Source organism: Porphyrobacter sp. ULC335 (genome assembly GCF_025917005.1).
Classification (GTDB): domain Bacteria; phylum Pseudomonadota; class Alphaproteobacteria; order Sphingomonadales; family Sphingomonadaceae; genus Erythrobacter.
On the sequence record NZ_CP078091.1, the window covers coordinates 2,818,471 to 2,842,420 of the forward strand.

General features: G+C 64.9%; 24 protein-coding genes. 11 read left to right on the forward strand and 13 right to left on the reverse strand.

The window, feature by feature from the left end:
- Nucleotides 1-164 precede the first annotated feature (164 nt).
- The 11 genes from KVF90_RS13470 to KVF90_RS13520 all read left to right on the forward strand — a co-directional run bounded on the left by KVF90_RS13470 (nt 165) and on the right by KVF90_RS13520 (nt 13,013).
- Nucleotides 165-1,289 (forward strand): cell wall hydrolase, encoded by a 1,125-nt coding sequence (locus KVF90_RS13470; RefSeq protein ID WP_264392089.1) that lies wholly within the window; start codon nt 165-167, stop codon nt 1,287-1,289.
- Nucleotides 1,290-1,416: 127 nt separating this feature from the next.
- Entirely contained in the window at nt 1,417-1,746 is a 330-nt protein-coding gene (locus KVF90_RS13475; protein ID WP_264392090.1) for a hypothetical protein, read from the forward strand.
- A gap of 271 nt (nt 1,747-2,017) precedes the next feature.
- A complete protein-coding gene (gene mdh, locus KVF90_RS13480) occupies nt 2,018-2,980 on the forward strand; it encodes a malate dehydrogenase (protein WP_264392091.1) in 963 nt (320 codons plus the stop codon).
- Nucleotides 2,981-3,050: 70 nt separating this feature from the next.
- Nucleotides 3,051-3,677 (forward strand): hypothetical protein, encoded by a 627-nt coding sequence (locus tag KVF90_RS13485; protein WP_264392092.1) that lies wholly within the window; start codon nt 3,051-3,053, stop codon nt 3,675-3,677.
- Nucleotides 3,677-4,567: a succinate--CoA ligase subunit alpha gene (gene sucD / locus KVF90_RS13490; RefSeq protein WP_264392093.1), complete on the forward strand. Its 891-nt coding sequence runs from the start codon at nt 3,677-3,679 to the stop codon at nt 4,565-4,567. Before KVF90_RS13485 ends, sucD begins: the two co-directional genes overlap by 1 nt.
- A gap of 73 nt (nt 4,568-4,640) precedes the next feature.
- The gene (locus KVF90_RS13495; RefSeq protein ID WP_264394520.1) at nt 4,641-7,436 is read left to right on the forward strand and encodes a 2-oxoglutarate dehydrogenase E1 component; all 2,796 of its coding nucleotides are present in this window, start codon (nt 4,641-4,643) and stop codon (nt 7,434-7,436) included.
- A gap of 52 nt (nt 7,437-7,488) precedes the next feature.
- Nucleotides 7,489-8,727: a 2-oxoglutarate dehydrogenase complex dihydrolipoyllysine-residue succinyltransferase gene (gene odhB / locus KVF90_RS13500; RefSeq protein ID WP_264392094.1), complete on the forward strand. Its 1,239-nt coding sequence runs from the start codon at nt 7,489-7,491 to the stop codon at nt 8,725-8,727.
- Between the two features lie 97 nt (nt 8,728-8,824).
- Entirely contained in the window at nt 8,825-10,231 is a 1,407-nt protein-coding gene (gene lpdA, locus KVF90_RS13505; protein ID WP_264392095.1) for a dihydrolipoyl dehydrogenase, read from the forward strand.
- Between the two features lie 56 nt (nt 10,232-10,287).
- Nucleotides 10,288-11,646 carry an amidase family protein gene (locus tag KVF90_RS13510; protein WP_264392096.1) on the forward strand — a complete coding sequence of 453 codons (1,359 nt, stop codon included), beginning with the start codon at nt 10,288-10,290 and terminating at the stop codon, nt 11,644-11,646.
- Nucleotides 11,647-11,670: 24 nt separating this feature from the next.
- The gene (locus KVF90_RS13515; protein WP_264392097.1) at nt 11,671-12,372 is read left to right on the forward strand and encodes a hypothetical protein; all 702 of its coding nucleotides are present in this window, start codon (nt 11,671-11,673) and stop codon (nt 12,370-12,372) included.
- Nucleotides 12,369-13,013, forward strand: coding sequence for a trimeric intracellular cation channel family protein (locus KVF90_RS13520; RefSeq protein WP_264392098.1), 645 nt, complete (start codon nt 12,369-12,371; stop codon nt 13,011-13,013). Before KVF90_RS13515 ends, KVF90_RS13520 begins: the two co-directional genes overlap by 4 nt.
- A gap of 17 nt (nt 13,014-13,030) precedes the next feature.
- Here the strand turns inward: KVF90_RS13520 and KVF90_RS13525 are convergent, their stop codons facing one another.
- The 13 genes from KVF90_RS13525 to rpsE all read right to left on the reverse strand — a co-directional run bounded on the left by KVF90_RS13525 (nt 13,031) and on the right by rpsE (nt 23,950).
- Nucleotides 13,031-13,933 carry a hypothetical protein gene (locus tag KVF90_RS13525; RefSeq protein WP_264392099.1) on the reverse strand — a complete coding sequence of 301 codons (903 nt, stop codon included), beginning with the start codon at nt 13,931-13,933 and terminating at the stop codon, nt 13,031-13,033.
- Nucleotides 13,934-14,126: 193 nt separating this feature from the next.
- A complete protein-coding gene (locus tag KVF90_RS13530; RefSeq protein WP_264392100.1) occupies nt 14,127-14,675 on the reverse strand; it encodes a hypothetical protein in 549 nt (182 codons plus the stop codon).
- A 157-nt stretch (nt 14,676-14,832) separates the two neighbouring features.
- Entirely contained in the window at nt 14,833-16,302 is a 1,470-nt protein-coding gene (locus KVF90_RS13535; protein ID WP_264392101.1) for a serine hydrolase domain-containing protein, read from the reverse strand.
- An 88-nt stretch (nt 16,303-16,390) separates the two neighbouring features.
- Nucleotides 16,391-16,810 carry a 50S ribosomal protein L17 gene (rplQ, locus tag KVF90_RS13540; protein WP_264392102.1) on the reverse strand — a complete coding sequence of 140 codons (420 nt, stop codon included), beginning with the start codon at nt 16,808-16,810 and terminating at the stop codon, nt 16,391-16,393.
- A 116-nt stretch (nt 16,811-16,926) separates the two neighbouring features.
- Entirely contained in the window at nt 16,927-17,982 is a 1,056-nt protein-coding gene (locus tag KVF90_RS13545) for a DNA-directed RNA polymerase subunit alpha (protein ID WP_264392103.1), read from the reverse strand.
- Nucleotides 17,983-18,104: 122 nt separating this feature from the next.
- Nucleotides 18,105-18,494: a 30S ribosomal protein S11 gene (gene rpsK / locus KVF90_RS13550; protein WP_101791853.1), complete on the reverse strand. Its 390-nt coding sequence runs from the start codon at nt 18,492-18,494 to the stop codon at nt 18,105-18,107.
- 62 nt (nt 18,495-18,556) lie between these two features.
- Nucleotides 18,557-18,925 carry a 30S ribosomal protein S13 gene (gene rpsM / locus KVF90_RS13555; protein WP_160761271.1) on the reverse strand — a complete coding sequence of 123 codons (369 nt, stop codon included), beginning with the start codon at nt 18,923-18,925 and terminating at the stop codon, nt 18,557-18,559.
- A 304-nt stretch (nt 18,926-19,229) separates the two neighbouring features.
- On the reverse strand, nt 19,230-20,072 hold the full coding sequence (locus KVF90_RS13560; protein WP_264392104.1) for an SRPBCC family protein: 843 nt from the start codon (nt 20,070-20,072) through the stop codon (nt 19,230-19,232).
- Between the two features lie 71 nt (nt 20,073-20,143).
- Nucleotides 20,144-20,791 (reverse strand): adenylate kinase, encoded by a 648-nt coding sequence (locus KVF90_RS13565; protein WP_264392105.1) that lies wholly within the window; start codon nt 20,789-20,791, stop codon nt 20,144-20,146.
- A 103-nt stretch (nt 20,792-20,894) separates the two neighbouring features.
- Nucleotides 20,895-22,259 carry a preprotein translocase subunit SecY gene (gene secY, locus KVF90_RS13570; protein ID WP_264392106.1) on the reverse strand — a complete coding sequence of 455 codons (1,365 nt, stop codon included), beginning with the start codon at nt 22,257-22,259 and terminating at the stop codon, nt 20,895-20,897.
- Between the two features lie 184 nt (nt 22,260-22,443).
- Nucleotides 22,444-22,977, reverse strand: coding sequence for a 50S ribosomal protein L15 (gene rplO, locus KVF90_RS13575; protein ID WP_264392107.1), 534 nt, complete (start codon nt 22,975-22,977; stop codon nt 22,444-22,446).
- A 73-nt stretch (nt 22,978-23,050) separates the two neighbouring features.
- Nucleotides 23,051-23,227 (reverse strand): 50S ribosomal protein L30, encoded by a 177-nt coding sequence (gene rpmD / locus KVF90_RS13580; protein ID WP_066529830.1) that lies wholly within the window; start codon nt 23,225-23,227, stop codon nt 23,051-23,053.
- 6 nt (nt 23,228-23,233) lie between these two features.
- The gene (gene rpsE, locus KVF90_RS13585) at nt 23,234-23,950 is read right to left on the reverse strand and encodes a 30S ribosomal protein S5 (protein WP_264392108.1); all 717 of its coding nucleotides are present in this window, start codon (nt 23,948-23,950) and stop codon (nt 23,234-23,236) included.

Consider the following 23,950-nt stretch of genomic DNA (forward strand, 5'->3'; position numbering starts at 1 on the left):
TCCTGGGCGCGGGCGATAAGGCCCCTTACCCATCGGCGCAACGACTAAGGGTGCGCCTGCGGCGCAACGGATTAAGGCGCGGCCGCAGGGTGTCCATAAACGGGACGCAGGCCTGCCCTGCCCTCGCCCCTGCCCGCCGCCGCGCGTAAGGCGCAGCGCAGATCATGGCATCGCCGCTCACCTCCTTCCCCTTCGTGGCCCCTGCTTCAGGCACCCGCTGGACGATGCCCGGCAAGACCTGGCGCAAACGGATCGCGGTATTGCTCGCGGCGATCACCGTGCCGGCGATGGCCGCACCCGGCGGCTTCACCACGCTTCCCGGCAACGCGGTCGAAAGCACAGCGGCGCTCGCCACCCGCAAGGCAGCAGAAGCCGCGCTTCCCTTTGAACACCCGGGGATGAGCTTCCCCGGATCGGCCTTCTACTACATGGCCGACCCAGCAGGGACCGCGCTGGTCGCACTGCCCACCGACAACCCGCTCGGCAGCGGCGCGGAGAGCGGGCGCGAGCTGGGCGCGCTGATCGATGTGGGTGCGGCGGCCAAGCCGTTCTTCTCGCCCGGCAGCGGCATGACCCATTCGCGCGCGCAGGAATGCCTTGCGCAAGCCGTATGGTACGAAGCCGCCAGCGAGAGCGAGGCGGGCCAGCGCGCCGTTGCGCAAGTGGTGCTCAACCGCGTGGCGCACCCCGCGTGGCCCTCCAGCGTGTGCGGCGTCGTGTATCAGGGTTCGGAACGCTCGACCGGGTGCCAGTTCACCTTCACCTGTGACGGCAGCCTGGCCCGTCGCCCCTCCGGCGCAAGCTGGGCGCAGGCGCAGCGCATTGCCTCCGAAGCCTTGAACGGCAGCGTCTATGCTCCGGTCGGGCTTGCCACGCATTACCACACGCTCTGGGTCAATCCCTACTGGGCGAGCAGCCTCGACCACATCGGCTCGATCGGCGCGCACCGTTTCTACCGCAATCGCGGGACGAGCGGACAGGCGGGCGCGTTTACCAATGCCTATGCCGGGCTTGAGCCGATGGTCAGCGGGCGCACCAGCCCTGCCCCCGTTCCGGTCGCTGCCCCGGTTCCGGGCGAGAGCAGCAATCCGGTCATCGCTTACGAGCTCGATCCCGTACCCGTGCGCAAGCAGGCTGCTGGCGCTGGCAACGGGGCCGCCGCCCCCGTCCCGCTCGCCACCTCGGCCCCGGCGGAAGCCTATGCCGCGACCGGCGGGGTCAAGGCCGAGTATGCGCGCGCAGGCCAGTGGAAAGCCCAGCCGGCGGCCGCGCCTGCGTCAACGGAGTAAGCCGCCAGAACAGGGTTAAGCTGCTGGCAACCCTGTTGGCACACCAAGCCTTAGCGGCGCCCCGCTAGAGCGTTCCCCACTGCCGAGCGACCCAAAGCGCCGGCCAATAACGGGAACGCCGCACTTCATGTCTGTCCGCTTTGCCTCCGCCAATCACCCTGTCCGTCGTCTTGGCTGGCGCGCTGCGGGGCGGGGATTGCTGGCCCCGGCACTGGCGCGGGCGGCCAATGATAACGGCGACGCAAGGCCCGCTCCAAAAGCGTTCGATCCCCTGCTGACTGCCGCCTTGCGCCATTTCGCAGTGCACGGCCTTGCCTCGGCCGAGGCTGCTGTCGATCTCGCCGCAGAAGCTTGCCATCGCGATGATGCCGATGCCAAGGACCACTGGCTGGCGGTCACCCGGATGTTCGACCGACGGCTCGCCGCCCGATCCGAGCGTGATCTGGTGCCCGCCTGATCGTCATGCCTTAACGGGTGCTTGCCGCTACGGCAGATGCGCTACGCTGTTTCCCTGATGCGCCGACTAACCCGATTAATGCAATTGCGAACTGTTTGCAAAGATAGTTGTCGCATAAGACCTTTTGTCGGTTGCAATCCCGTTTTGAGCCGCCTACCGCCCGTCTCGTAACGGGTGCCCAGCCGCTTGGGACGGGGGCAGGCACCAGCGCCACTGCCTTGTGCGCGTCTATCAACTTCGTCCCGATGGATCAGGGAAGGAAGTCCGAACAATGGCCCGCAAGAAGATCGCCCTCGTCGGCGCAGGCAATATCGGCGGCACGCTCGCCCATCTCGCCGCGCTCAAGGGCCTTGGCGACATCGTGTTGTTCGACGTGGCCGAGGGTATCCCGCAGGGCAAGGCGCTTGACCTTAGCCAGTGCGGCCCGGTCGAAGGCTTCGATGCCAGCATCACCGGCTCTAACGACTATGCCGACATTGCAGGGGCTGACGTGGTGATCGTCACCGCCGGTGTCGCGCGTAAGCCCGGCATGAGCCGTGATGATCTGCTCGGCATCAACCTCAAGGTGATGAAGGCGGTCGGCGAAGGCATTGCTGCCAACTGCCCCGATGCTTTCGTGATCTGCATCACCAACCCGCTCGACGCGATGGTCTGGGCGCTGCGCGAATTCTCGGGCCTCCCCGCCAACAAGGTCGTCGGCATGGCCGGCGTGCTGGACTCGGCGCGCTTCGCGACCTTCCTCGCGTGGGAATTCGGCGTGTCGGTGAAGGACGTGAACGCCTTCGTGCTCGGCGGCCACGGCGATACGATGGTGCCGGTGCTGTCCTATTCCACGATCAACGGCATCCCCGTGAAGGACATGGCCAAGATCAAGGGCATCTCGGAAGACCGCCTCGGCGAGATCGTCCAGCGCACCCGTTCGGGCGGCGGCGAGATCGTCGCGCTGCTCAAGACCGGCTCGGCCTTCTATGCCCCCGCCACCAGCGCCATTTCGATGGCCGAAGCCTACCTCTACGACCAGAAGCGCATCCTCCCCTGCGCGGTGCAGGTTGACGGCAAGTACGGCGTCGACGGGCTCTATGTCGGCGTGCCGGTGGTAATCGGCGCAGGCGGCGCGGAGGACGTGATCGAGATCAGCCTGACCGACGAAGAGAAGGCGAACCTCGGCGTCAGCGTCGATGCGGTCAAGGAACTGCTCGAGGCGTGCAAGGCGCTGGATAGCTCGCTTGCATAACGCAACCGCCTTGCTTGCAGTTTCCGTTGCGCTTTCGGCCTGTGGTGGGAAACCACCGCAGCCGTCAGCCTTGGAACTGCTGCGAGGCGGACATCGTCCCTATTCAGTGTGGGAGCTTGAGTCAGCGACTGATGGCGACGTTGCCGCGGCTCTTGACGCCTGTATCGACGCGGTCGGGAATGACGACGTTTCTACGTCGGCCCCGAGCGCATTGCGGGATGCTGGCTGGCAGTCACGCCCCTATCCTGATGAGATGGTGACATTCATCAAACAGGCGGCACGAGACTATGTTCAAGGCAAGGGCGGCACGGACCAAGCGGCGGAGCGAGACCCTGTTTTGAATCCGGCGAACTGGCCAGAGGTCTTTGAACGAAATGGTTCTCCCGTTTTGCTCGCGCTGGCTCAGGTAGGTGACGGCAAGGCATGCTCTGTGCTTGCCGATACCGGAAAAGACAATCCTGAGGCGATCAGCCGTGCTGTCGCCTCACTCGATCGAGATTTTTCGCCCCGCACAGAAACGCCCCACGGCTTTCGTTGGCAAAGCGGCGAAATCAGCATCTTCGAGGATTACGGCGACGGACTTGGTGGCCGCTGGGAATTCACGCCGCCAATCTTCGCCCCGATCAAAGATAATGCAACGCCTCAAGGCACTCCGGCTGCAAATGTAACCGTCTATAATTGTAAAGGAACTTGTTAGTGTCCATCCTCGTAAACAAAGACACCAAGGTCATCACCCAAGGGATGACCGGCAACACCGGCACCTTCCACACCCAGGCCGCGCTCGATTACGGGACGCAGATGGTTGGCGGCGTGACCCCCGGCAAGGGCGGCACCACCCATATCGGCCTGCCGCAGTTCGACACCGTGCGCGAAGCCAAGGCCGCGACCGGCGCGACTGCCTCGTGCATCTACGTGCCGCCGCCGTTCGCCGCTGACGCGATCTGCGAAGCCATCGATGCCGAGATGGAACTGATCATCTGCATCACCGAAGGCATTCCGGTGCTCGACATGGTCCGCGCCAAGCGTGCGCTTCAGGGCTCCAAGTCGCGCCTGATCGGCCCCAACTGCCCCGGCGTGCTGACGCCGAACGAGTGCAAGATCGGCATAATGCCGGCCAACATCTTCAAGAAGGGCTCGGTCGGCATCGTCTCGCGTTCGGGCACGCTCACCTATGAAGCCGTGCACCAGACCACCATGGCGGGCCTCGGCCAGACCACCGCGGTCGGCATCGGCGGCGATCCGGTCAACGGCACCAACTTCATCGACGTGCTCGACCTGTTCCTCGACGATCCCGAGACCGAGAGCATCATCATGATCGGCGAAATCGGCGGCTCGGCTGAAGAAGAAGCCGCCGCCTTCATCAAGGCCGAACGCGCCAAGGGCCGCGCCAAGCCTATGGTCGGCTTCATCGCCGGTCGCACCGCCCCTCCGGGCCGCCGCATGGGCCACGCTGGCGCCATCGTCAGCGGCGGTCAGGGCGGCGCGGAAGACAAGATCGCGGCGATGGAAGATGCGGGCATCCGCGTCTCGCCCTCGCCCTCGCTGCTGGGCGAAACCCTTGCCGCGATGCTGAAAGAACTGGCCTAACCGCCGTCTAGAATACCGGCCCCTCGCGACCCCGCGCGGGGGGCCATCCTTCCTCCTCCCCAGGAGTCCCATGATGGGCAACGAACCGCAGAACTTCATCCCCGCCTTCACCGATCAGGAAGGCCCGCAGCCCGGCCCTTCGTGGGCAAAGCGCGGCTGGCTCGATACGCTGGCCGATAGCGCGTCCGATCTGGTCGCGGCGATGGACCCGACCGAGATGAAGCTCGCGGTCAAGGCCGCGGCGAAGGATGCGGGCAAGTCGCTCGATCCCAAGGCGGTCGAGAAGGCTGCGGCCCTCTCCATCGCGGCGATGACGCTGGTGCGGCTCTATCGTGTGCGCGGCCACATGGCGGCGCAGCTTGATCCGCTCGGCCTGTCGGCGCGCGAAGGCCCGGCTGACCTCACGCTCGAATGGCACGGCCTTGCGGGCAAGGAGAACGAGGACGTCTATGTCGGCGGCGTGCTGGGCATGGAATGGACCACGGTGGGCAAGCTCCACCAGCGCCTGCGCGAAGTCTATTGCGGCAAGGTCGGCCTCGAATACATGCACATCGCCGATACCGAGGAACGCCGCTTCCTTCAGGACAAGTTCGAAAAGCCCGGCGAGACGATCCAGTTCACTCCCGAGGGCAAGAAGGCGATCCTTGCCGCAGTGCTGCGCGGGGAACAATACGAAGAATTCCTCGCCCGCAAATATGTCGGCACCAAGCGCTTCGGGCTTGATGGCGGGGAGTCGATGATCCCGGCGCTGGAAGCCGTGATCAAGCACGGCGGCAGCGCTGGCGTGCGCGAGATCATCTACGGCATGGCCCACCGCGGCCGGTTGAACGTGCTCGCCAACGTGATGGCCAAGCCTTACCGCGTAATCTTCCACGAATTCTCCGGCGGCAGCGCCAACCCCGATGACGTCGGCGGTTCGGGCGACGTGAAGTATCACCTCGGCACCTCCACCGACCGCGAGTTCGACAGCATTTCGGTGCACATGAGCCTCGTCCCCAACCCCTCGCACCTCGAAGCGGTGAACCCCGTGGTGCTGGGCAAGGCGCGCGCGCAACAGGCGATCCGCGATGACCTGAAGAAGAAGGATCAGGTGCTCCCCGTGCTGATCCACGGTGATGCGGCCTTCGCAGGGCAAGGCGTGGTGTGGGAAAGCCTCTCGCTGTCCGGCGTCCCCGGCTATGACACGGGCGGCTGCATCCACTTCATCATCAACAACCAGATCGGCTTCACCACCTCGCCCAAGTTCGCGCGGTCTTCGCCGTATCCGTCAGATGTGGCCAAGGGCGTGATGGCGCCGATCCTCCACGTCAACGGCGACGATCCCGAAGCGGTGACCTTCGCCTGCAAGCTCGCGGTCGAGTACCGCCAGACCTTCCACCGCGATGTCGTGATCGACATGTGGTGCTATCGCCGCTTCGGCCACAACGAGGGTGACGAGCCCAAGTTCACCCAGCCGCTGATGTACGACAAGATCCGCGCCCATCCCAAGGTCAGCGTTTCATACGAAGCGCGGCTGGTGCGCGAAGGCGTGGTCGAACCCGGCACGCGCGAGCGGATGGCCGGCGAGTTCGTCGCGCTGCTCGAAGAAGAGTTCGAGGCGGGCAAGAATTACAAGGCCAACGAAGCCGACTGGTTCGGCGGGCGCTGGGCGGGACTCAACAAGCCGGCTGACCCCGAGACTGCTCGCCGCTCGGTCGAGACCGCGATCGAGCCCAAGATGCTGGATTCGCTCGGCCGCGTGCTGACCGAAGTTCCTGCCGATCTTGAGGTTCACAAGACGCTCGACCGCGTGCTGGCTGCCAAGCGCGAGATGTTCGCCAGCGGCGAAGGCTTCGACTGGGCGACCGGCGAAGCGCTCGCCTTCGGCAGCCTTGTGATGGAAGGATACGGCGTGCGCCTGTCCGGACAGGACTCCGGACGCGGCACCTTCAGCCAGCGTCACGCGGTGTGGGTCGACCAGACATCGGAACGCAAATACGTGCCGCTCTCCACCCTGCCGCACGGCAAGTTCGAAGTGCACGATTCCACGCTGTCGGAATATGGCGTGCTCGGCTTCGAATATGGTTTCGCGATGGCCGATCCGCGCAGCCTCGTGCTGTGGGAAGGCCAGTTCGGCGACTTCGCCAACGGCGCGCAGATCATGATCGACCAGTTCATCGCCAGCGGCGAAAGCAAGTGGTTGCGCGCCAACGGCCTCGTGATGCTGCTGCCGCACGGCTACGAAGGGCAGGGGCCGGAGCACTCCTCCGCGCGGCTCGAACGCTTCCTCCAGCTGTGCGCCGACGACAATATGTGCGTTTGCAACATCACCACACCGGCGAACTACTTCCACGTGCTGCGCCGCCAGATGCTCCGCAGCTTCCGCAAGCCGCTGATCATCATGAGCCCCAAGTCGCTGCTGCGCCACCCGATGGCCAAGAGCGCCAAGGCGGACTTCCTGGGTGACCGGCAGTTCCGGCGCATCCTCTCCGACACGAAGGAGATCGCGGACGAGAAGGTGCGGCGTGTGGTGCTGTGCTCGGGCAAGGTCGCCTATGACCTGATCGAAGCGCGCGATGCCGCGGGGATCGATGATGTCTCGATCATCCGCATCGAACAGCTCTTCCCCTTCCCCGGCGATCCGCTGGCAGTACGTCTGGCGCGCATGACCAGCCTTCAGGACGTGGTGTGGTGTCAGGAGGAGCCGCGCAACAATGGCGCGTGGTTCTTCGTCAACGAACGCATCGAGGAATCGCTGACCGCTTCCGGGCACACGGGAATGCGGCCGGTTTACGCCGGACGCGACGCCTCTGCCTCACCCGCGACAGGTCTCGCCAGCCGCCACAAGGCCCAGCAGGAGGCGTTGATCGCCGCCGCGCTGGGGCTGTAACGGCCCGCCTCACTTCATACAATACAGAAGCAAGTTTCAGGAACCCATTCAAATGGCCACCGAAATCAAAGTCCCCGTCCTCGGCGAATCCGTCACCGAAGGCACCATCGCAGAATGGTTCAAGCAGCCGGGCGAAGCGGTCGCCGCTGACGAGGCGATTTGCAGCCTCGAGACCGACAAGGTTGCGGTCGACGTCCCCTCGCCGGTCGCTGGCATCATGTCAGAACACCGCGCGGCGGTGGGCGACACGGTCGAAGTCGGCGCGGTGATCGCGATCATCGAAGCGGGCGCGACCGCCAGCGCTGCGGCACCAGCCGCCGCTCCCGCCGCAGCCAAGGCAGAGGCGCCCGCCCCGGCGGCAACCGAAGACCTGTCGGGTGCAGCCCAGACCATGTCGCCCGCGGTGCGCCGCGCGGTGCTGGAACACGGGGTCGATCCTTCGACCATCAAGGGCACCGGCAAGGATGGCCGCCTGACCAAGGAAGATGTGCTCGCCGCCGCCGAAGCCAAGGCCAAGGGCACCCCGGCCCCGGCCCCCGCGCCTGCGCCGACCCCTGCCCCGACCGCAGCCCCTGCCTCCACCGGCGGCGCGCGCGGTGAGGAACGGGTCAAGATGACCCGCATGCGCCAGACCATCGCCAAGCGCCTCAAGAGCGCGCAGGACAATGCCGCGCTGCTCACCACCTTCAACGATGTCGACATGAGCGCCGTCATGGAAGCGCGCGACAAGTACAAGGACCTGTTCGCCAAGAAGCACGACATTCGCCTCGGCTTCATGGGCTTCTTCGCAAAGGCTGCGTGCCTTGCGCTGAAGGACGTTCCCGCCGCCAACGCCTATATCGAGGGCGACGAGATCATCTATCACGATTACGTGGACATCTCGGTCGCGGTCTCGGCCCCCAACGGCCTCGTCGTCCCCGTCATCCGCGATGCCGACAAGAAGGGCTTTGCCCGGATCGAGCAGGACATCGCCGATTTCGGCGCGCGCGCCAAGGCGGGCACGCTGACCATGGAAGACATGAGCGGCGGCACCTTCACCATCTCGAACGGCGGCGTGTTCGGCTCGCTGATGAGCACCCCGATCATCAACCCGCCGCAGTCGGCGGTGCTGGGCCTCCACCGCATCGAGGATCGCCCTGTGGTGCGTAACGGCCAGATCGTGATCCGCCCGATGATGTATCTCGCCCTGTCCTACGACCACCGCCTGATCGACGGGCGCGAGGCGGTGACGGCCCTCAAGATCATCAAGGACGCGATCGAGGATCCGACCCGGATGCTGATTGATCTTTGAGTTTGCCCGTCACCCCAGCGAAAGCTGGGGCCTAGAGCGGCAAGCTTGAACCCCGCAGCCTGAGACCCCAGCTTTCGCTGGGGCGACGGAGAAAAAAATGGCTGACCATTCCTACGATTACGACGTCCTCATCATCGGTGCCGGTCCCGGCGGCTATGTCGCGGCGATCCGTGCGGCGCAGCTGGGGCTGAAGACGGCTTGCGTTGAATCGCGCGCCACGCTCGGCGGCACCTGCCTCAATGTCGGGTGCATTCCCTCCAAGGCGCTGCTGCACGGCTCGGAGCTGTTTGACGAGGCCAACAACGGCCACTTCGCCACCTGGGGCATCACCGCCACCCCGACGCTCGATCTCGGGCGGATGATGCAGGAAAAGACCAAGGCCGTGGGCGAACTGACCGGCGGGATCGAATTCCTGTTCAAGAAGAACAAGGTCACCTGGCTGAAAGGCCATGCCGCATTCGAGGATGCACACACCGTCACCGTCGCGGGCGAGAAAGTCACCGCCAAGGACATCGTGATCGCCACCGGCTCCAGCGTCACGCCCCTCCCCGGCGTCACGGTCGACAATGCGGCCAAGCGGATCGTGGATTCGACCGGCGCGCTTGACCTCGATGAAGTCCCCGAACACCTCGTGGTGATTGGCGGCGGCGTGATCGGTCTCGAACTGGGTTCGGTGTGGCGTCGCTTGGGCGCCAAGGTCACCGTGATCGAATATCTCGACCAGCTGCTGCCCGGCATGGACGGCGATGTGCGCAAGGAAGCGCAGAAAATCTTCAAGAAGCAGGGCATGGCCATGATGCTAGGCCAGAAGGTGACCGGCGCGCAGGTCGACGGCAAGACTGTCACCCTGACGGTCGAACCGGCCGCAGGCGGCGCGGCGCAGACCGTCACCGCCAGCCACGTGCTGGTGGCCATCGGCCGCCGCCCGAACACCGATGGCCTCGCGCTCGACAAGGCGGGCCTCAGCACCAACGGCCGCGGCCAGATCGAGATCGACCACGATTTCCGCACCTCCGTGCCGAATATCTGGGGCATTGGCGATGTCGTCCCCGGCCCGATGCTCGCGCACAAGGCCGAGGATGAAGGCATCGCTGTGGCCGAGAACATCGCGGGCCTGACCGGCATTGTGAACCACGATGTGATCCCCAGCGTCGTCTACACCGCACCCGAAATCGCGGGCGTCGGCATCTCCGAGGAACAGGCCAAGGAACGCGGGCTCAACGTCAAGGTCGGCAAGTTCCCGATGATGGCCAACAGCCGCGCCAAGGCGAACCGCGACACCGATGGCTTCGTGAAGGTTATCGCCGATGCGGAAACCGACCGGGTGCTGGGCGTGTGGATCATCGCCAGCCTCGCCGGATCGATGATCGCCGAGGCTTGCGTGGCGATGGAATTCGGCGCCACCAGCGAAGATATCGCCTATACCTGCCACGCGCACCCCACCCACGCCGAAGCCCTGAAGGAAGCGGCGATGGCGGTGACGGGGAAACCTATCCACATGTGATTTGCGCCCTCCCCCGGCTTTGCTAGACCGGCAAAGCCGAGGGGGAGACGACACGCATGGCCTATCCGCAACTGACCGACAAAGCCGGGGCGCTGGCGACCGCGCTCGCGATCCGGACGCGCAAGATCAGCGTGGCCGAGGCGGTTGATGCGGCGATCGTGCGGGTCGGGAAGTTCGATTCCGCGATCGATGCGCTGGCGGTCCCCGATTTCGAGCGCGCCTACGAAACCGCCAAAGCGATGGACAAGGGCGCTCCGCCGCTCGACCAGCCGCTGTTCGGCGTGCCGATGACGATCAAGGAGAGCTTCGACGTCGCCGGACTGCCGACCACCTTCGGCCACCCCGAGTTCCGCAACCAGATCGCCCCGAAAGACGCGCTGCTGGTCAAGCGGTTGAAAGCGGCAGGCGCGATCATCATCGGCAAGACCAACGTGCCGGTCGACCTCACGGATTGGCAGAGCTTCAACCCGGTCTATGGCCGCACCGCCAACCCGCACAATGCGGAACGCTCCCCCGGGGGATCGTCGGGCGGCAGCGCGGCGGCTGTGGCGAGCGGGATGGTGCCTTGCGACTACGGCACCGACATCGGCGGATCGGTGCGCGTGCCGGCGCATTTCTGCGGGGTATGGGGGCACAAGACGACCTGGGGCCTCGTCCCCAAACACGGGCATGATTTCCCGGGGATGTCGCGGCGCGAGGGGTTTATCGCTGCCGCTGACGGCCCACTGAGCATCGCCGGGCCGCTGGCTCGCAACGCGCCCGATCTCGCCGTGCTGGTCGAGGTCGGCGCGGAAGTACCGCTGCGCCGCCGTCCGAAGCCGATCAAGGACTGCCGCCTGCTGGCGATCACAAGCCTGCCGGGCGCGCCGGTCGATGCGAGCGTGCTGGGCCCGACCGAAGCCGCGCTGGAGGCGCTCGCCCGCGCCGGAGTGAGGATCGACCGTGCCAGCGATCTCCTGCCCGATCAGCCGCAGCAGAACCGCAGCTATATCAAGATGATGAACATCGTCATGTCCAACGGTGCCCCAGCCCCGGACGGCAAGCGCGCCACGGCGACCGACTGGTTTGCGCTGCTCAACGCGCAGGCCGCCAACGCCGCGCAGTGGGAAGCGCTGTTCCAAACATATGACTTCGTCCTCGCACCGCCCGCCCCGGTGCTGGCGGTGCCGCACAGCGACAAGGCGGTGTTCCGCGGGACGATCAGCATCAACGGCGCAGACGAGCCTGGCGGCAGCGGCCTGATGTGGTCGGGTACGGCGACCTTCCCCGGTCTGCCATCAACAGTGTTGCCGATCGGGAGCGGGAACTACCTCGGGGCTGACTTGCCCTGCGGAATGCAGGTCATCGGCCCGCGCTGGCGCGATCTCGATTGCATCGCGGCGGCCGAGGCCATCGGACAGATATTGCACTCCTAGGGCTGCTTCGTCATGGCATGGCGCATGACCCGTATCCCCATGCGCTCCCTCGCCAAATGGCACATCTGGCTCGGCTGGCTGGTCGGCGTGCCGATCACCATGTGGCTGGCGACCGGCCTGTTGATGGTCGCGCGTCCAATCGAGGCGGTGCGCGGCGATCATCTGCGCCGCGAGACGACCGCGACGCCGCTGGTGCTGCCCGGCAGCACGATTGCCGCGCCCGACGCACAGCTCGAAGAGATGCACGTCACCATGCAGGATGGCCGCGCGGTGGCGATCCTCACATCACTGGATGGCTCCACCCGCCGGGTCGACTTCGCCACCGGCAAGGCACTCCCCGCGCTTGATGCCGCCGCCGCCCGCGCGTTGGTGGCAAAGAGCATGATCGGCGGCGATCAGGTCGAGCGCGTGACGCTCTTCCCCGCCGACCGCACCCCGTTCGACTTCCGCCGCCCGCTCGCGGTGTGGCAGGTGCAGCTTGCTGACGGCACCAATGTTTACGTCGGGCGCGACACCGGCAATATCGAGGCGGTTCGCACCCGCTGGTGGCGCGCCTTCGACTTCGCCTGGGGCCTGCACATCATGGACATCTCCGAGCGGGAGGGTACCAGCCATCCGGTGCTGATCATCTTTGCCGCCTTGTCGCTGACGGGAGCGCTGATCGGCTGCGTGCTGATGTTCCGCCGTCGCAAGGCGCGGCCGGCCGTACCGCCGACCGTTTCATGACCCCGACCGTCCTCACTCCGATCCTCGATCTTCTCGACCTCGCCGGGATCGCGCTGTTCGCGCTGTCGGGCGCGGTGCTGGCGGCGCGGCTGCGGCAGACCTTCGTGACGATGGCCTTCTTCGCGCTGGTGACTGGCGTTGGCGGCGGGACGGTGCGCGATCTGCTGATCCGTGCGCCGGTGTTCTGGATCGACGATCCCTGGGTCGCCGCCGTCTGCCTTGGCACCGCGCTGATCGCGTGGTTCACGCCGGTACGGTGGTGGGAAGGCAAGGGCTTTGCCTATGCCGATGGGGCGGGGCTTGCCGCCTATGCCGTGCTGGGCAGTGCCAAGGCGCTCGCTTACGGCATCCCGCCGGTGCCTGCCGCGCTGATGGGCGTCATCACCGGCTGCGTCGGCGGGATTATCCGCGATGTCGTGGCGGGCCGCCCGTCGATCATTATGAGCCCGGAGCTTTACGTGACCCCCGCCGCGCTCACCTCGGCGCTGACTGTTGCAGGGATGCTGGCCGCGCCTTTGCTGGGCGTGGATGATGGTTGGGCGTGGAGCTTCGCCTTTGCCTGCGGGTTCACCCTGCGCGCGGCGGCGATCCATTGGGAATGGGGCCTGCCCAGCTATGGCGGAGAGAAGGAGGGGAGCTGACTCCCCTCCCCCGAGACTTAGCCGCCGGTCTCTTCTTCGACCGTTTCGGGAATGACCTCGCCCGGAATCGGGCCGCCGGGATAGGCAGGCATCGCCGTGCTGGCCGCCGTGCGCAGCGCGGGCTCTCCGGGCTGTATCGTCGCCTCGCTCACTGCGATATCGGGACGCACCGTGCCGCCAACCGCCGCGCGGGCGTCGGCGTAGCGCTGATCGTCCCACTGCCCGGCAGCGCGCGGCGCGGCGCCATCGCTGCTGGCATTGAAGCCGACATCGGTGAAACCCTGGCCATAATCGATCGCGTCGATCTGGCCGCTATTGCCGATCCGGCACTGGAAGGGCGATCCGTTGAACAGTACGCCGCTGACCTGCCAGCCCGATCCGTTGCGTTCGACATTGTCGACCGTGTCGACCCGAACGTCACGCTCGATCCGGTCGAGACACATGTTGACCGCATTATCGAGGCCCGAGGCACCGGTGCCGCGCGGGGCCGCCCGGCGATCATCGCGGTAACGCGTGTCGCGGTCACGGTCCCAGTCGCGATCACGGAAATCGGCATCCCGCTCGACAATCACGACATCGCGGTCGCGTTCACGCTCGCGGCGGTTGTTGGAACTGAGGATCGCCGCCACGCCGCCGATGATCGCGGCTCCGATCAGCACGTCGCCCGCATCGACCCGGTTGCGACGCCAGCCGCGATGGCGGCCCCAGCCGCCGCCCCAGCCTCCACCCCAGCCACAACGCCGGCGGCAGCGCCAATCGGCCGTATCGCTGGCAGAGTCATAACGGCTGAAATCAAAAGCGGCCGAAGGTGCGCCCAGCGCAGGGCCCGATGGCAGCGAGGCGGCCGACGCCGGAGCGGCGATCATGGTGGTACCGGCAAGCGCACCAGCCAAGGCAAGCGCGCGGAACGTAAGAGCCATTGCTCTCTCCTGTTGCTATGCGAGCGCCCACCAACGCCCCGATAGCGGCAGGATTAACCGTGCCGAGCTTGCGCTGGGCTGAACCGGATGCCGCGCAGAAACGAGGCCGCCCCGCGTTCCTTATGGGAGCACGGGGCGACCAGAAGCGCGCGCCAGAAAAGGCAGGTACGGCGCGCGAAGGGGTTAACGGCGATCAGCGCAGGCCGCGGATACCGTCAAAGTCGATGAACGGGGCGCCGCGACCATCGACGCGGCAGGTGAAGTTTCCGCGATCGCTGCCGCGACGGTCCCAACCGCCGCCCACGTCGATCCGGCCACGGACGCGGAACCCGTCACGGGTGCGGTCGATATCGCGGACGTCGATCACGTCGGCAAAGCGGTAGCCGCCAAAGCGGCGTGCCTGATTTTCCGCCGCGCGGACACAGCGGTCAACCGCCCCGCGCGAGCCGCCGCGGAAGCCATAGCCGCCGCCGCGGTCCCAACGATCACCGCGGTCCCAGCGGTCGCCGCGATCCCAGCGGTCACGGTCACGGTCGCCATCAAAAGCGCCTGCCAAGGCGGCAAGACCACCGATCACCACAGCGCCGGCAATGATCTCGCCCGCGCCAATCCCGTCACGATCACGACGGTCATCCGCCATGGCGGGGGTCACGGATGCGACGGACAATGCAGTGGCAGCAACCGCGCCGAGCACAAGCCGGACCGATTTGCCGGAGGCCAGCCGGGGGGTCTTGGTGGTCATGGAAGCAATCCTCGTCAGTCACCGCGGGCGGAATTGCTTGCGGTGTCGAAGATGCTTTTGCGCGATTCGGACTGTGGCGAAGCTGAATTGCTGTGACAGGAACCGTTAAGCTTCAAAGCGCCTTTTGTGAACAGATCGCGCTGCCTCAGGACCCAAGCTACTCCTTCGGCAACGCCGCGAGCACATCACGCGTGAAGGCGGCGATGTCGAAACCGGAGCCGACCGGATCCTCCCCGCGCCGGACGATCACGACCTTCCTCGAAGGGACGATCACCACATACTGCCCGCGATTGCCGATTGCAGCGAAGGTATCGGCGGGAACGTCCTCCTCCTTGTTCAGCAGCCAGAACCCCGCCCCGTATCCGAAAGTGCCGGTGGGAGGCTGCGGCCCGCTCGGGGTGGAGACATATTTCACCCAGCCTTCGGGCAGGATCCGCTCGCCTGAAGGGAGCACACCGTCGTTGAGGTAAAGCTGCCCCAAACTCGCAAGGTCACCTGCCGTGCTCCAGACTTGCGAGGAAAGAACGTAATCGCCCTTCCAGTCAGTCTCGGCGACAGTGTGTGTCATCCCGAGTTTGGCGAAGAACTCATCGGGCGGGTAAAATGAAAGCCACTGCCCGATCGCCTTGACCGCCAGCAGCGTGTCGTTGTTGGCATAGCGGAATGTGGTGCCCGGCTTGTGCAGCACCGGCCATTTGGTCGCGGTTTCATCGACACTGGAACCGCCATAATAAAGCGGATCGGTGCGGTTGCCGGGCGTATCGGAATAGCGCCCTGTGGCCATGCGCAAAGCGTGGTCGATTGTAATGGCGTTGCGCTGATCAACCGCCCCTCCACCGCGCCAGTAGTTCAGGCCAATCGGATCATCTGTGCGGACTTCCCCCGATTGAACAGCCGCGCCGACCAGGGTTGAAGTAATGCTCTTGGCGACCGACCAGGTCCGCTGCGGGGTGCTGGCGCTGAAACCATCGGCGTAGACTTCGGCCTCGAAGCGGCGGGTCCCATCGGATGCGAAGCGCCGGACCACCACCGCAGTCGTGCGGGCGCCCTTCCCGTATGTACCAAGCCGGTCTTGGTCGAACCCCTTCGCCATGAGGAGCGTCCACGGCATGCCCGGCTCGTCACGCGGCTTGCGGATACGTCCGCGGGACGTGCTGGCGCCTTCGGCCTGCTCCACCGACGGTTTTGCGGTCGAGGCCCCTTCGGGCGGGATCGCGACGGACTGACCGGGATCGCTGGCATCCACAGGCGCACCGATCGGCAGGATCGAACAGCCCGTTTTCGGACCATAATACAGCGCCACGCGTGCCGGCATATCCTCTGCCCAGCGCACCGCGACATGAGCAATCTGCCCGCTCGGGCGGCGGACGATCTCGAAAGGCAATTCGGTAACGATTGTGTCCAGCGGCGCCTGAATGCCGGTCAGTTCCCACTGCATGACGCTTTCGGGCGTGCGGCTCGTGCCGTTCGCTTCGGCATTGGCGATGGCACCGCACAACATCAGCGCCTTGTAACCCGCCGCCAGCGAGCGATCATAACGTGCCTCAAGCGCCTCCTGCTGGCTTTGTGCAGTGGCGGGGACAGCGGCGAGGAGCAGCGTTGTGGCTGCAAAGGCGGTGCGGATCATGCGTGCCACCCTAATCCGCGCCGGGCAAAAGGAAAGGGCCGGAAGCGTTCCCGCCCCGGCCCTTCCCGCTATCGTTTCGAAGCGCGGATTACGCGTCTTCGTAATCTTCTTCGGCCTGCACCGGACCCGAATCCTGGCCCTTGGCAGCTTCGTCACGGTCGACGAGTTCGATGATCGCCATCTGCACGGCGTCACCGGCACGCACGCCAGCGCGCAGCACGCGGGTGTAACCGCCTTCACGATCAGAATAACGCTCGGCGAGGACTTCGAACAGCTTCTTGAGCTGGGCTTCGTCACCCAAGCGAGCCATCGCCAGACGACGGTTCGAAAGGCCGCCACGCTTCGCCAGCGTGATCAGCTTTTCGAGATAGGGGCGCAGTTCCTTCGCCTTGGGCAGCGTGGTCTTGATCTGCTCGTGCTTGATCAGGGCTGCCGCCATGTTGCGGAACAGGGCGTTGCGGTGACCGGTCTTGCGGCCAAGCTTACGGCCCGAAATACCATGACGCATATTCTTTACTCCGTTCGAAAAGGGGCCGTTCGAGGTACCCCAGTGCTGGTGGCTATCGGGGCTGCCACCGTCGCCCAATGTGCAAGCCCCCGCTTGCGCGGGGGCTCACGAGTTCATCAACCGAGCAATTCCTGCTCGAGCTTCTTGGCCATCTCTTCGATGTTCTCGGGCGGCCAGCCCGGGATGTCCATGCCGAGGCGCAGACCCATGCTCGAGAGCACTTCCTTGATCTCGTTGAGCGACTTGCGGCCGAAGTTCGGCGTGCGCAGCATCTCGGCTTCGGTCTTCTGGACCAGATCGCCGATATAGATGATGTTGTCGTTCTTGAGGCAGTTGGCCGAACGCACCGACAGTTCCAGCTCGTCCACCTTCTTGAGGAGGTAACGGTTGAGCTGGTTGGCGTCGCTTTCTTCCGGCTGCACGGCGTGGCCGATCATCTGGCCGACCGGCTGCGGGATGCCGTCTTCGAAGTGGACGAACAGCGTCAGCTGGTCCTGAAGGATGCGCGCGGCATAGGCCACGGCGTCTTCCGGGGTGACAGTGCCATCAGTCTCGACCGTCAGCGAGAGCTTGTCATAGTCAAGCTCCTGACCGACGCGGGCGTTTTCGACCTTGTAGCTGACCTGACGCACAGGCGAATAAAGCGAGTCAACCGGGATCAGCCCGATCGGCGCGTCGGCCGGACGGTTCTGGACGGCAGGCGAGTAGCCCTTGCCCGTGTCAGCGGTCAGCTCCATGTTGAGCGTCGCGCCTTCATCGAGATGGCAGATCACCAGATCCTTGTTCATCACTTCGATGTCGCCGGTGACAGCGATGTCGCCAGCGCGGACTTCGCCCGGGCCGGTGGCCGAAAGCTGGAGCCGCTTGGGGCCCTCGCCTTCCATCTTGAGCGCGATTTGCTTGACGTTCAGGACGATGTCGGTGACGTCTTCACGCACGCCGGCAAGCGACGAGAATTCGTGCAGCACGTTCTCGATCTTGATCGAGGTGATCGCAGCGCCCTGAAGGCTGGAAAGCAGCACCCGGCGCAGCGCGTTGCCGAGCGTCAGGCCGAAGCCCCGCTCCAGCGGTTCGGCCACGAAGGTAACCTTGCGCTGACGATCGCCGCCATCCTTGATTTCGAGGGAGTTGGGTTTCTTGAGTTCCTGCCAGTTCTTGGTGTTGACGGACATGGATTTCCCCTAATTCGCCTTGTGGGCGGTTCAAACTTGGGTGGGCCGGATGCAGACAAGCAATGCGGCATCGGACCCGTTCGGGCGGCGGCGACACACTGCGTCACCGCCAACCCGGCGGATCAGACGCGGCGACGCTTGGAAGGACGGACCCCGTTGTGCGGGATCGGGGTAACGTCGCGGATCGAGGTAATGTTGAAACCAACAGCCGCAAGACCCCGCAGAGCGCTTTCGCGACCCGAACCCGGACCCTTCACTTCGACTTCGAGCGTGCGGACGCCGTGTTCGGCGGCCTTCTTGCCCGCGTCATCGGCAGCGACCTGCGCAGCATAGGGAGTCGACTTGCGGCTACCCTTGAACCCCATCGCGCCGGCACTGGACCAGCTGATCGCATTGCCCTGTGCATCGGTGATGGTGATCATGGTGTTGTTGAAGCTGGCGTTGATATGCGCAACGCCGCTGGTGATGTTCTTTTTGTCACGACGCCGAATACGGCCTGGTTCGCGTGCCATCGTTTACTGTCCTCTAGCTCGTCAGAAGGAAAAAGCGTACAAAGGGGGAGACCCCCGCTCGCTTACTTCTTCTTGCCCGCGATGGGCTTGGCCTTGCCCTTGCGGGTGCGGGCGTTGGTGTGGGTGCGCTGGCCGCGAACGGGCAGACCGCTACGATGACGCAGGCCGCGATAGGCGCGCAGATCCATCAGACGCTTGATGTTCATCGCGGTGTTGCGACGCAGGTCGCCTTCCACGGTGAAATCGGCATCGATGGTTTCGCGGATCCGCAGGACTTCCTCGTCGGAAAGGTCCTGCACGCGCGCGGAGTGCGCGATGCCCAGCTTGTCAGCGATCTGGACGGCGGTGGTACGGCCAATCCCGTGAATGTAGGTGAGCGCGATGATCACGCGCTTGTTGGTGGGGATATTTACCCCGGCAATACGAGCCACTTATTTCTCCATGCTCCACAGGAGTTCGACCATTGAAGGCCGCTCCTATCTCAACGCTCATTCATTCTTGTGTCCGTTCACCGGACGACTGACACGGTGGCCAGATCGTAAACGGCAAAAAGTCCGGTCGGCACGCGCAAGGGCGATGCCTGCCGAACTTGCTTCGAACATGTCGAATGAGCCGCGCGCATAGGCTGATTCGCACAAGCCGTCAACCGCAAGGAGCAAGAACGCCGACCGCTAACGAAACCGGCCCGCGTCAAGAAGATAGCTGCGCACCCTGCCCGACCCGCTGGTCCGGCGATTAGCTCTTGGGTGAATCGTCGAGATCGCCGAACGCATCCTCGACCGAAGGGGCTTTCGGGGCAGGCTTCGGCGCTGGCTTGGGTGCAGCGACGGGCGCAGCAGGAGTGGCAGTCGGCGGCGATGCCAGCATGGGCGCTGGCTTGATCTCGGGCTTGGGAGCGGCCCCCTGCGCAGGACCGGCCGCGCCGCCAACCGGCGGCAGTGCTGGCTTCCCGACTGCAGGCGGCGGCTCGGTCGCCGGTGCGGAAGGCAGCAGCGGCCGAGGCGGCGCGGGCATTGCCACCACCTTGAGCGGCTTCGTCAACGCGGCCAGCTGCGCGGCCATCACACCATCGACCGCTTTGGAGATTACGGGAATTTCGTAACGCATCGGGCCGCCGACATTGTATTCCCAGACGATGCGCGTGCCCTTGTCGATCTTGCTGATCGCGACCGTAAGCACACCAGTCACCGGTTCGCTCTGAAGCGGGCCGAGGCTGCCGATCATCCGCAGCGCCTGCTCGGGATAGGCCTGCACCACGCGCATATGCTCGACGCTGCCCTCAAGCGTGAAGCGGCCGGGTTCGTCGACTTCGGGGATCGTCTCGCAGAAGCACCCGCCCGCCTGGGGAACGAGCGTCAGGTTCTTGGAACTGCCCGACCAGGTATGCTCCGAACGCCACCAGGTCGCGGGCGAAATCAGCGCGAGCCAGACCTCCTTCGGTGTTGCTTCAACCACCACTTCGTGTCGCGAAACGAAGCTGGAGTCAGTCGCTCGCGTCACCTCCGCGGCGGCAGGCGCTCCGCAGGCGAGCGCAGCGAAGCCGAGCAGCGCCCTGCCCTTTGTCATGGTAAGATTCATGGCAAGACCTCCCTTGCGATCACGGTGTGACGCTGGGGCAAAAGCGGAGGGGACACAAGTCCCCGCTCCGTTCAGCTTGCGAGGATCGCGTCGATCTGACCGGCGACCGTGTCAATCGCTGCCATCCCGTCCACCCGGGTAACGATGCCGCGCGCCTCGTAGCCAGGCAGGATCGGCGCGGTCTTGGCGCGGTATTCCTGCATCCGCATCCGCACGGTTTCCTCGTTATCGTCGGGACGACGCTTGAACTCGGTGCTGCCGCAAGTGTCACAAACCCCGGGGGTCGAGGGCGGATTGGCGGTGTCGTGGTAGAGCGCACCGCAATTGCCGCAGGAGAAACGCCCGGTGATCCGCTCGACCAGCGCGTCCTCGTTGACCTCGAGCTCGATCACATGATCGAGTTCGCGGCCATTCTTGGCGAGAATAGCGTCAAGCGCGTCTGCCTGCGCGGCGGTGCGGGGATAGCCATCGAAGATCGCGCCTGTTTCGCCCGCCATGGCGGCCAGTTCGGCGTCGATCAGGTCGGAAACGATCTCGTCCGAAACAAGCTCGCCGCGCTCCATGACTTCCTTTGCGCGCAAGCCCACAGGCGTACCCGCCTTGACCGCCGCACGGAGCATGTCGCCGGTGGAGAGCTGGCGCATGCCATGCCGCTCGACCAAACCCGCGCTCTGCGTTCCCTTACCGGCGCCGGGAGGCCCAAGAAGAATGATGTTCACGAACCGTCCCCCAATATCGCCACGGGTCAGCGCCCGGCGCGTTCTTTCAGACTAGTGGGTTCAACCAAGCAGGGGTCTGCGTCAAGCCGACTAATGTCGGATATCAGCGCATCCGACCCTTGAGCTTCGCTTTCTTGATGAGATCGCCATATTGCAGCGCCAGCATGTGTGACTGGATCTGGCTGATGGTATCGACCGTCACGTTCACCACGATCAGCAGCGACGTACCGCCGAGGAACAGCGGAATGCCCGTCTGCGCGATCATGTATTCGGGCAGCACGCAAACGACGGTCAGATAGATCGCGCCAACCACCGTGATGCGGGTCAGCACATATTCGAGATAGTCGGAGGTGCGCTTGCCCGGACGGATGCCAGGGATGGAACCGCCGTTCTTCTTCAAGTTATCCGCCGTCTCTTCGGGATTGAAGACCACCGCCGTGTAGAAGAAGCAGAAGAAGATGATCCCAATCGCATAGAGCGTCATGTAGAGCGGCTGACCGTGCGCGAGGTACTGGTTGAGTGCCTGCAGCACACTGTAGAAACCACTCTCGGTATCGACCGAGCTGCCCGCAAACTGCGTGATCGTCAGCGGGAGAAGCAGCAGCGAGCTGGCGAAGATCGGCGGGATCACGCCCGCGGTGTTGATCTTGAGCGGCAGATAGGACCGCTCGGCCTGCATCATGCCACGCTGCGTCGCACGCTTGGGATACTGGATCGTCAGACGGCGCTGGGCGCGTTCCATGAAGGAGATCAGCAGGATCAGGCCGACGACCATCGCAAGGAACGCGATGATAACCCACGGCGCGATCGAGCCAGTACGGCCGCCTTCGAACAGGTTGGTCGCAAAGCTCGGGAACTGGGCAACAATGCCCGCCATGATGATCAGCGAGATGCCGTTGCCGATGCCGCGGCTGGTGATCTGCTCACCAAGCCACAGCAGGAACATGGTCCCGCCCACGAGGTTGATAACCGCCACGATGCGGAACATGTAGCCCGGGTCGACGACCGCCTGAAGGTTGCTCTGCCCGGCGAAGCTCTCAAGCCCGACCGCGAGGAAATAGCCCTGGATTGCGCACAGCAGCACCGCGCCATAGCGGGTGTACTGGTTGAGCTTCTGACGCCCGCTGGCGCCTTCCTTCTTGAGCGCAGACAGCGCCGGATGCAGCGCCGAGGCCATCTGCACCACGATCGAGGCGGTGATGTAAGGCATCACGCCGAGCGCGATGAGGCTCATGCGCTCAAGGCTGCCGCCCGAGAATGCGTTGAAAAGATCGAGGATCCCGCCGCGCGTCTGCTGATAGAGCTCGCTCAGGATCAGCGGGTTCACACCCGGGAGCGGAACGAAGCTCAGAAAGCGGAAGACAATCAGCGCGCCGATCGTGAACCAGATGCGCTGCTTGAGCTCGGTCGCCTTGGCAAAATTGCCGAGGTTGAGATTGCTCGCGATATTGTCGGCGCGTGATGCCATGTCGTTGTGTCGATCCTAGCTCTTGATCCGGTGGCAATGACCGGTTGGCGGCCATTGTCGAACCATTCTTAGCGCGCCTGTGCTGCGGGAACTCGCTCTACAAAGAGAACCCGTCCGGCGCGCGAGAGCGTAAATAGGGAGCGCGGGGGCTCTTGTCGAACCCCCGCGCACCACCTTTTGTCGATTACTTCGCCTTTGCCGCCTTGGCCGCCTTGTTGGCGTCGCGGCGAGCGAGCTTCTTTTCGTGCTCGGGAGTGGCAGCGGGTGCCACTTCGACGCTGCCGCCGGCCTTTTCGACCGCAGCGATGGCGCCCTTGGTCGCACCGGTCACGGCGAAGGTCACCTTGGCGGTGATTTCACCCTTGCCGAGCAGACGCACGCCGTCCTTGCCGTCACGCACCAGACCGACAGCGCGCAGAGCGTCTTCGGTGATGGTTGCCTTGGCGTCGAGCTTGCCCGCGTCGATGAACTTCTGGACCATGCCAACATTCACCTCGGCATAATCCTTGCCGAACGGGTTGTTGAAGCCGCGCTTCGGAAGACGCATGTGAAGCGGCATCTGGCCGCCTTCGAAGCCCTTGATGGCAACGCCGGAACGCGCCTTCTGGCCCTTTTGGCCGCGAGCCGAGGTCTTACCCTTGCCCGAGCCGATACCACGGCCGACCCGGATGCGGCCCTTACGGGCGCCGGCATTGTCGCGGATGTCATTCAGCTTCATAGTGTGCACTCGCTTTCGCTTTTGTCGCGCTGATAGAAAGGAAGGCCCCGACTTAGCGGGGCCTGCCTGAGTTTTAGTCGACCACCTGCACCAGATGCGGGATCTTCGCGATCGCGCCGCGCACCTCGGGGGTGTCCTGACGCTCAACGATCTTGTGCATCTTGTTCAGACCCAGACCGATAAGGATCTGGCGCTGGCTGGCGGGGCGGCGGATCGGCGAACCGATCTGCTTGATCTTGATGGTAGCCATTGTCGGTTACTCCGCGATCGCGGCAGCATCGGCTTCCGCCTCGGCTGCACTTGCTCCGCCCCGACCAAGCAGGTCGGCAACCTTCTTGCCGCGACGCTGGGCAACCGACTTCGGCGAAGTCTGCTCAGTCAGCGCGTCGAAGGTGGCGCGGATCATGTTGTAGGGGTTCGAGGTGCCGACCGACTTGGTCACCACATCGGCAACGCCGAGGCTCTCGAAGACGGCGCGCATCGGACCACCGGCGATGATGCCGGTACCCGCAGGCGCGGTGCGCAGGGTCACCTTGCCGGCACCGAAACGGCCATTGCCGTCATGGTGCAGGGTGCGGCCTTCCTTGAGCGGAACGCGGATCATCTTCTTGCGAGCCGCGGCAGTCGCCTTGGTGATCGCTTCAGGCACTTCGCGAGCCTTGCCGTGGCCAAAGCCGACGCGGCCCTGACCGTCGCCGACCACGACCAGCGCAGCAAAGCCGAAGCGCTTGCCGCCCTTCACGGTCTTGGAGACGCGGTTGATGTGCACCAGCTTTTCGATGATGCCGTCATCTTCTTCCTGCTTGCCGCCACGGTTGTTGTCACGACCGCCGCGTCCACGACCGCGATCGCCGCCGCCGCCTTCACGGTTGCCGCCACGGCCACGGCCACGACGACCCTGGGCTTCGCCGGCGTCGCCGCCAGTTTCAACAACCGCCACGTCCGGGGTTTCGATGGTGTTCTCGTCAGCCAT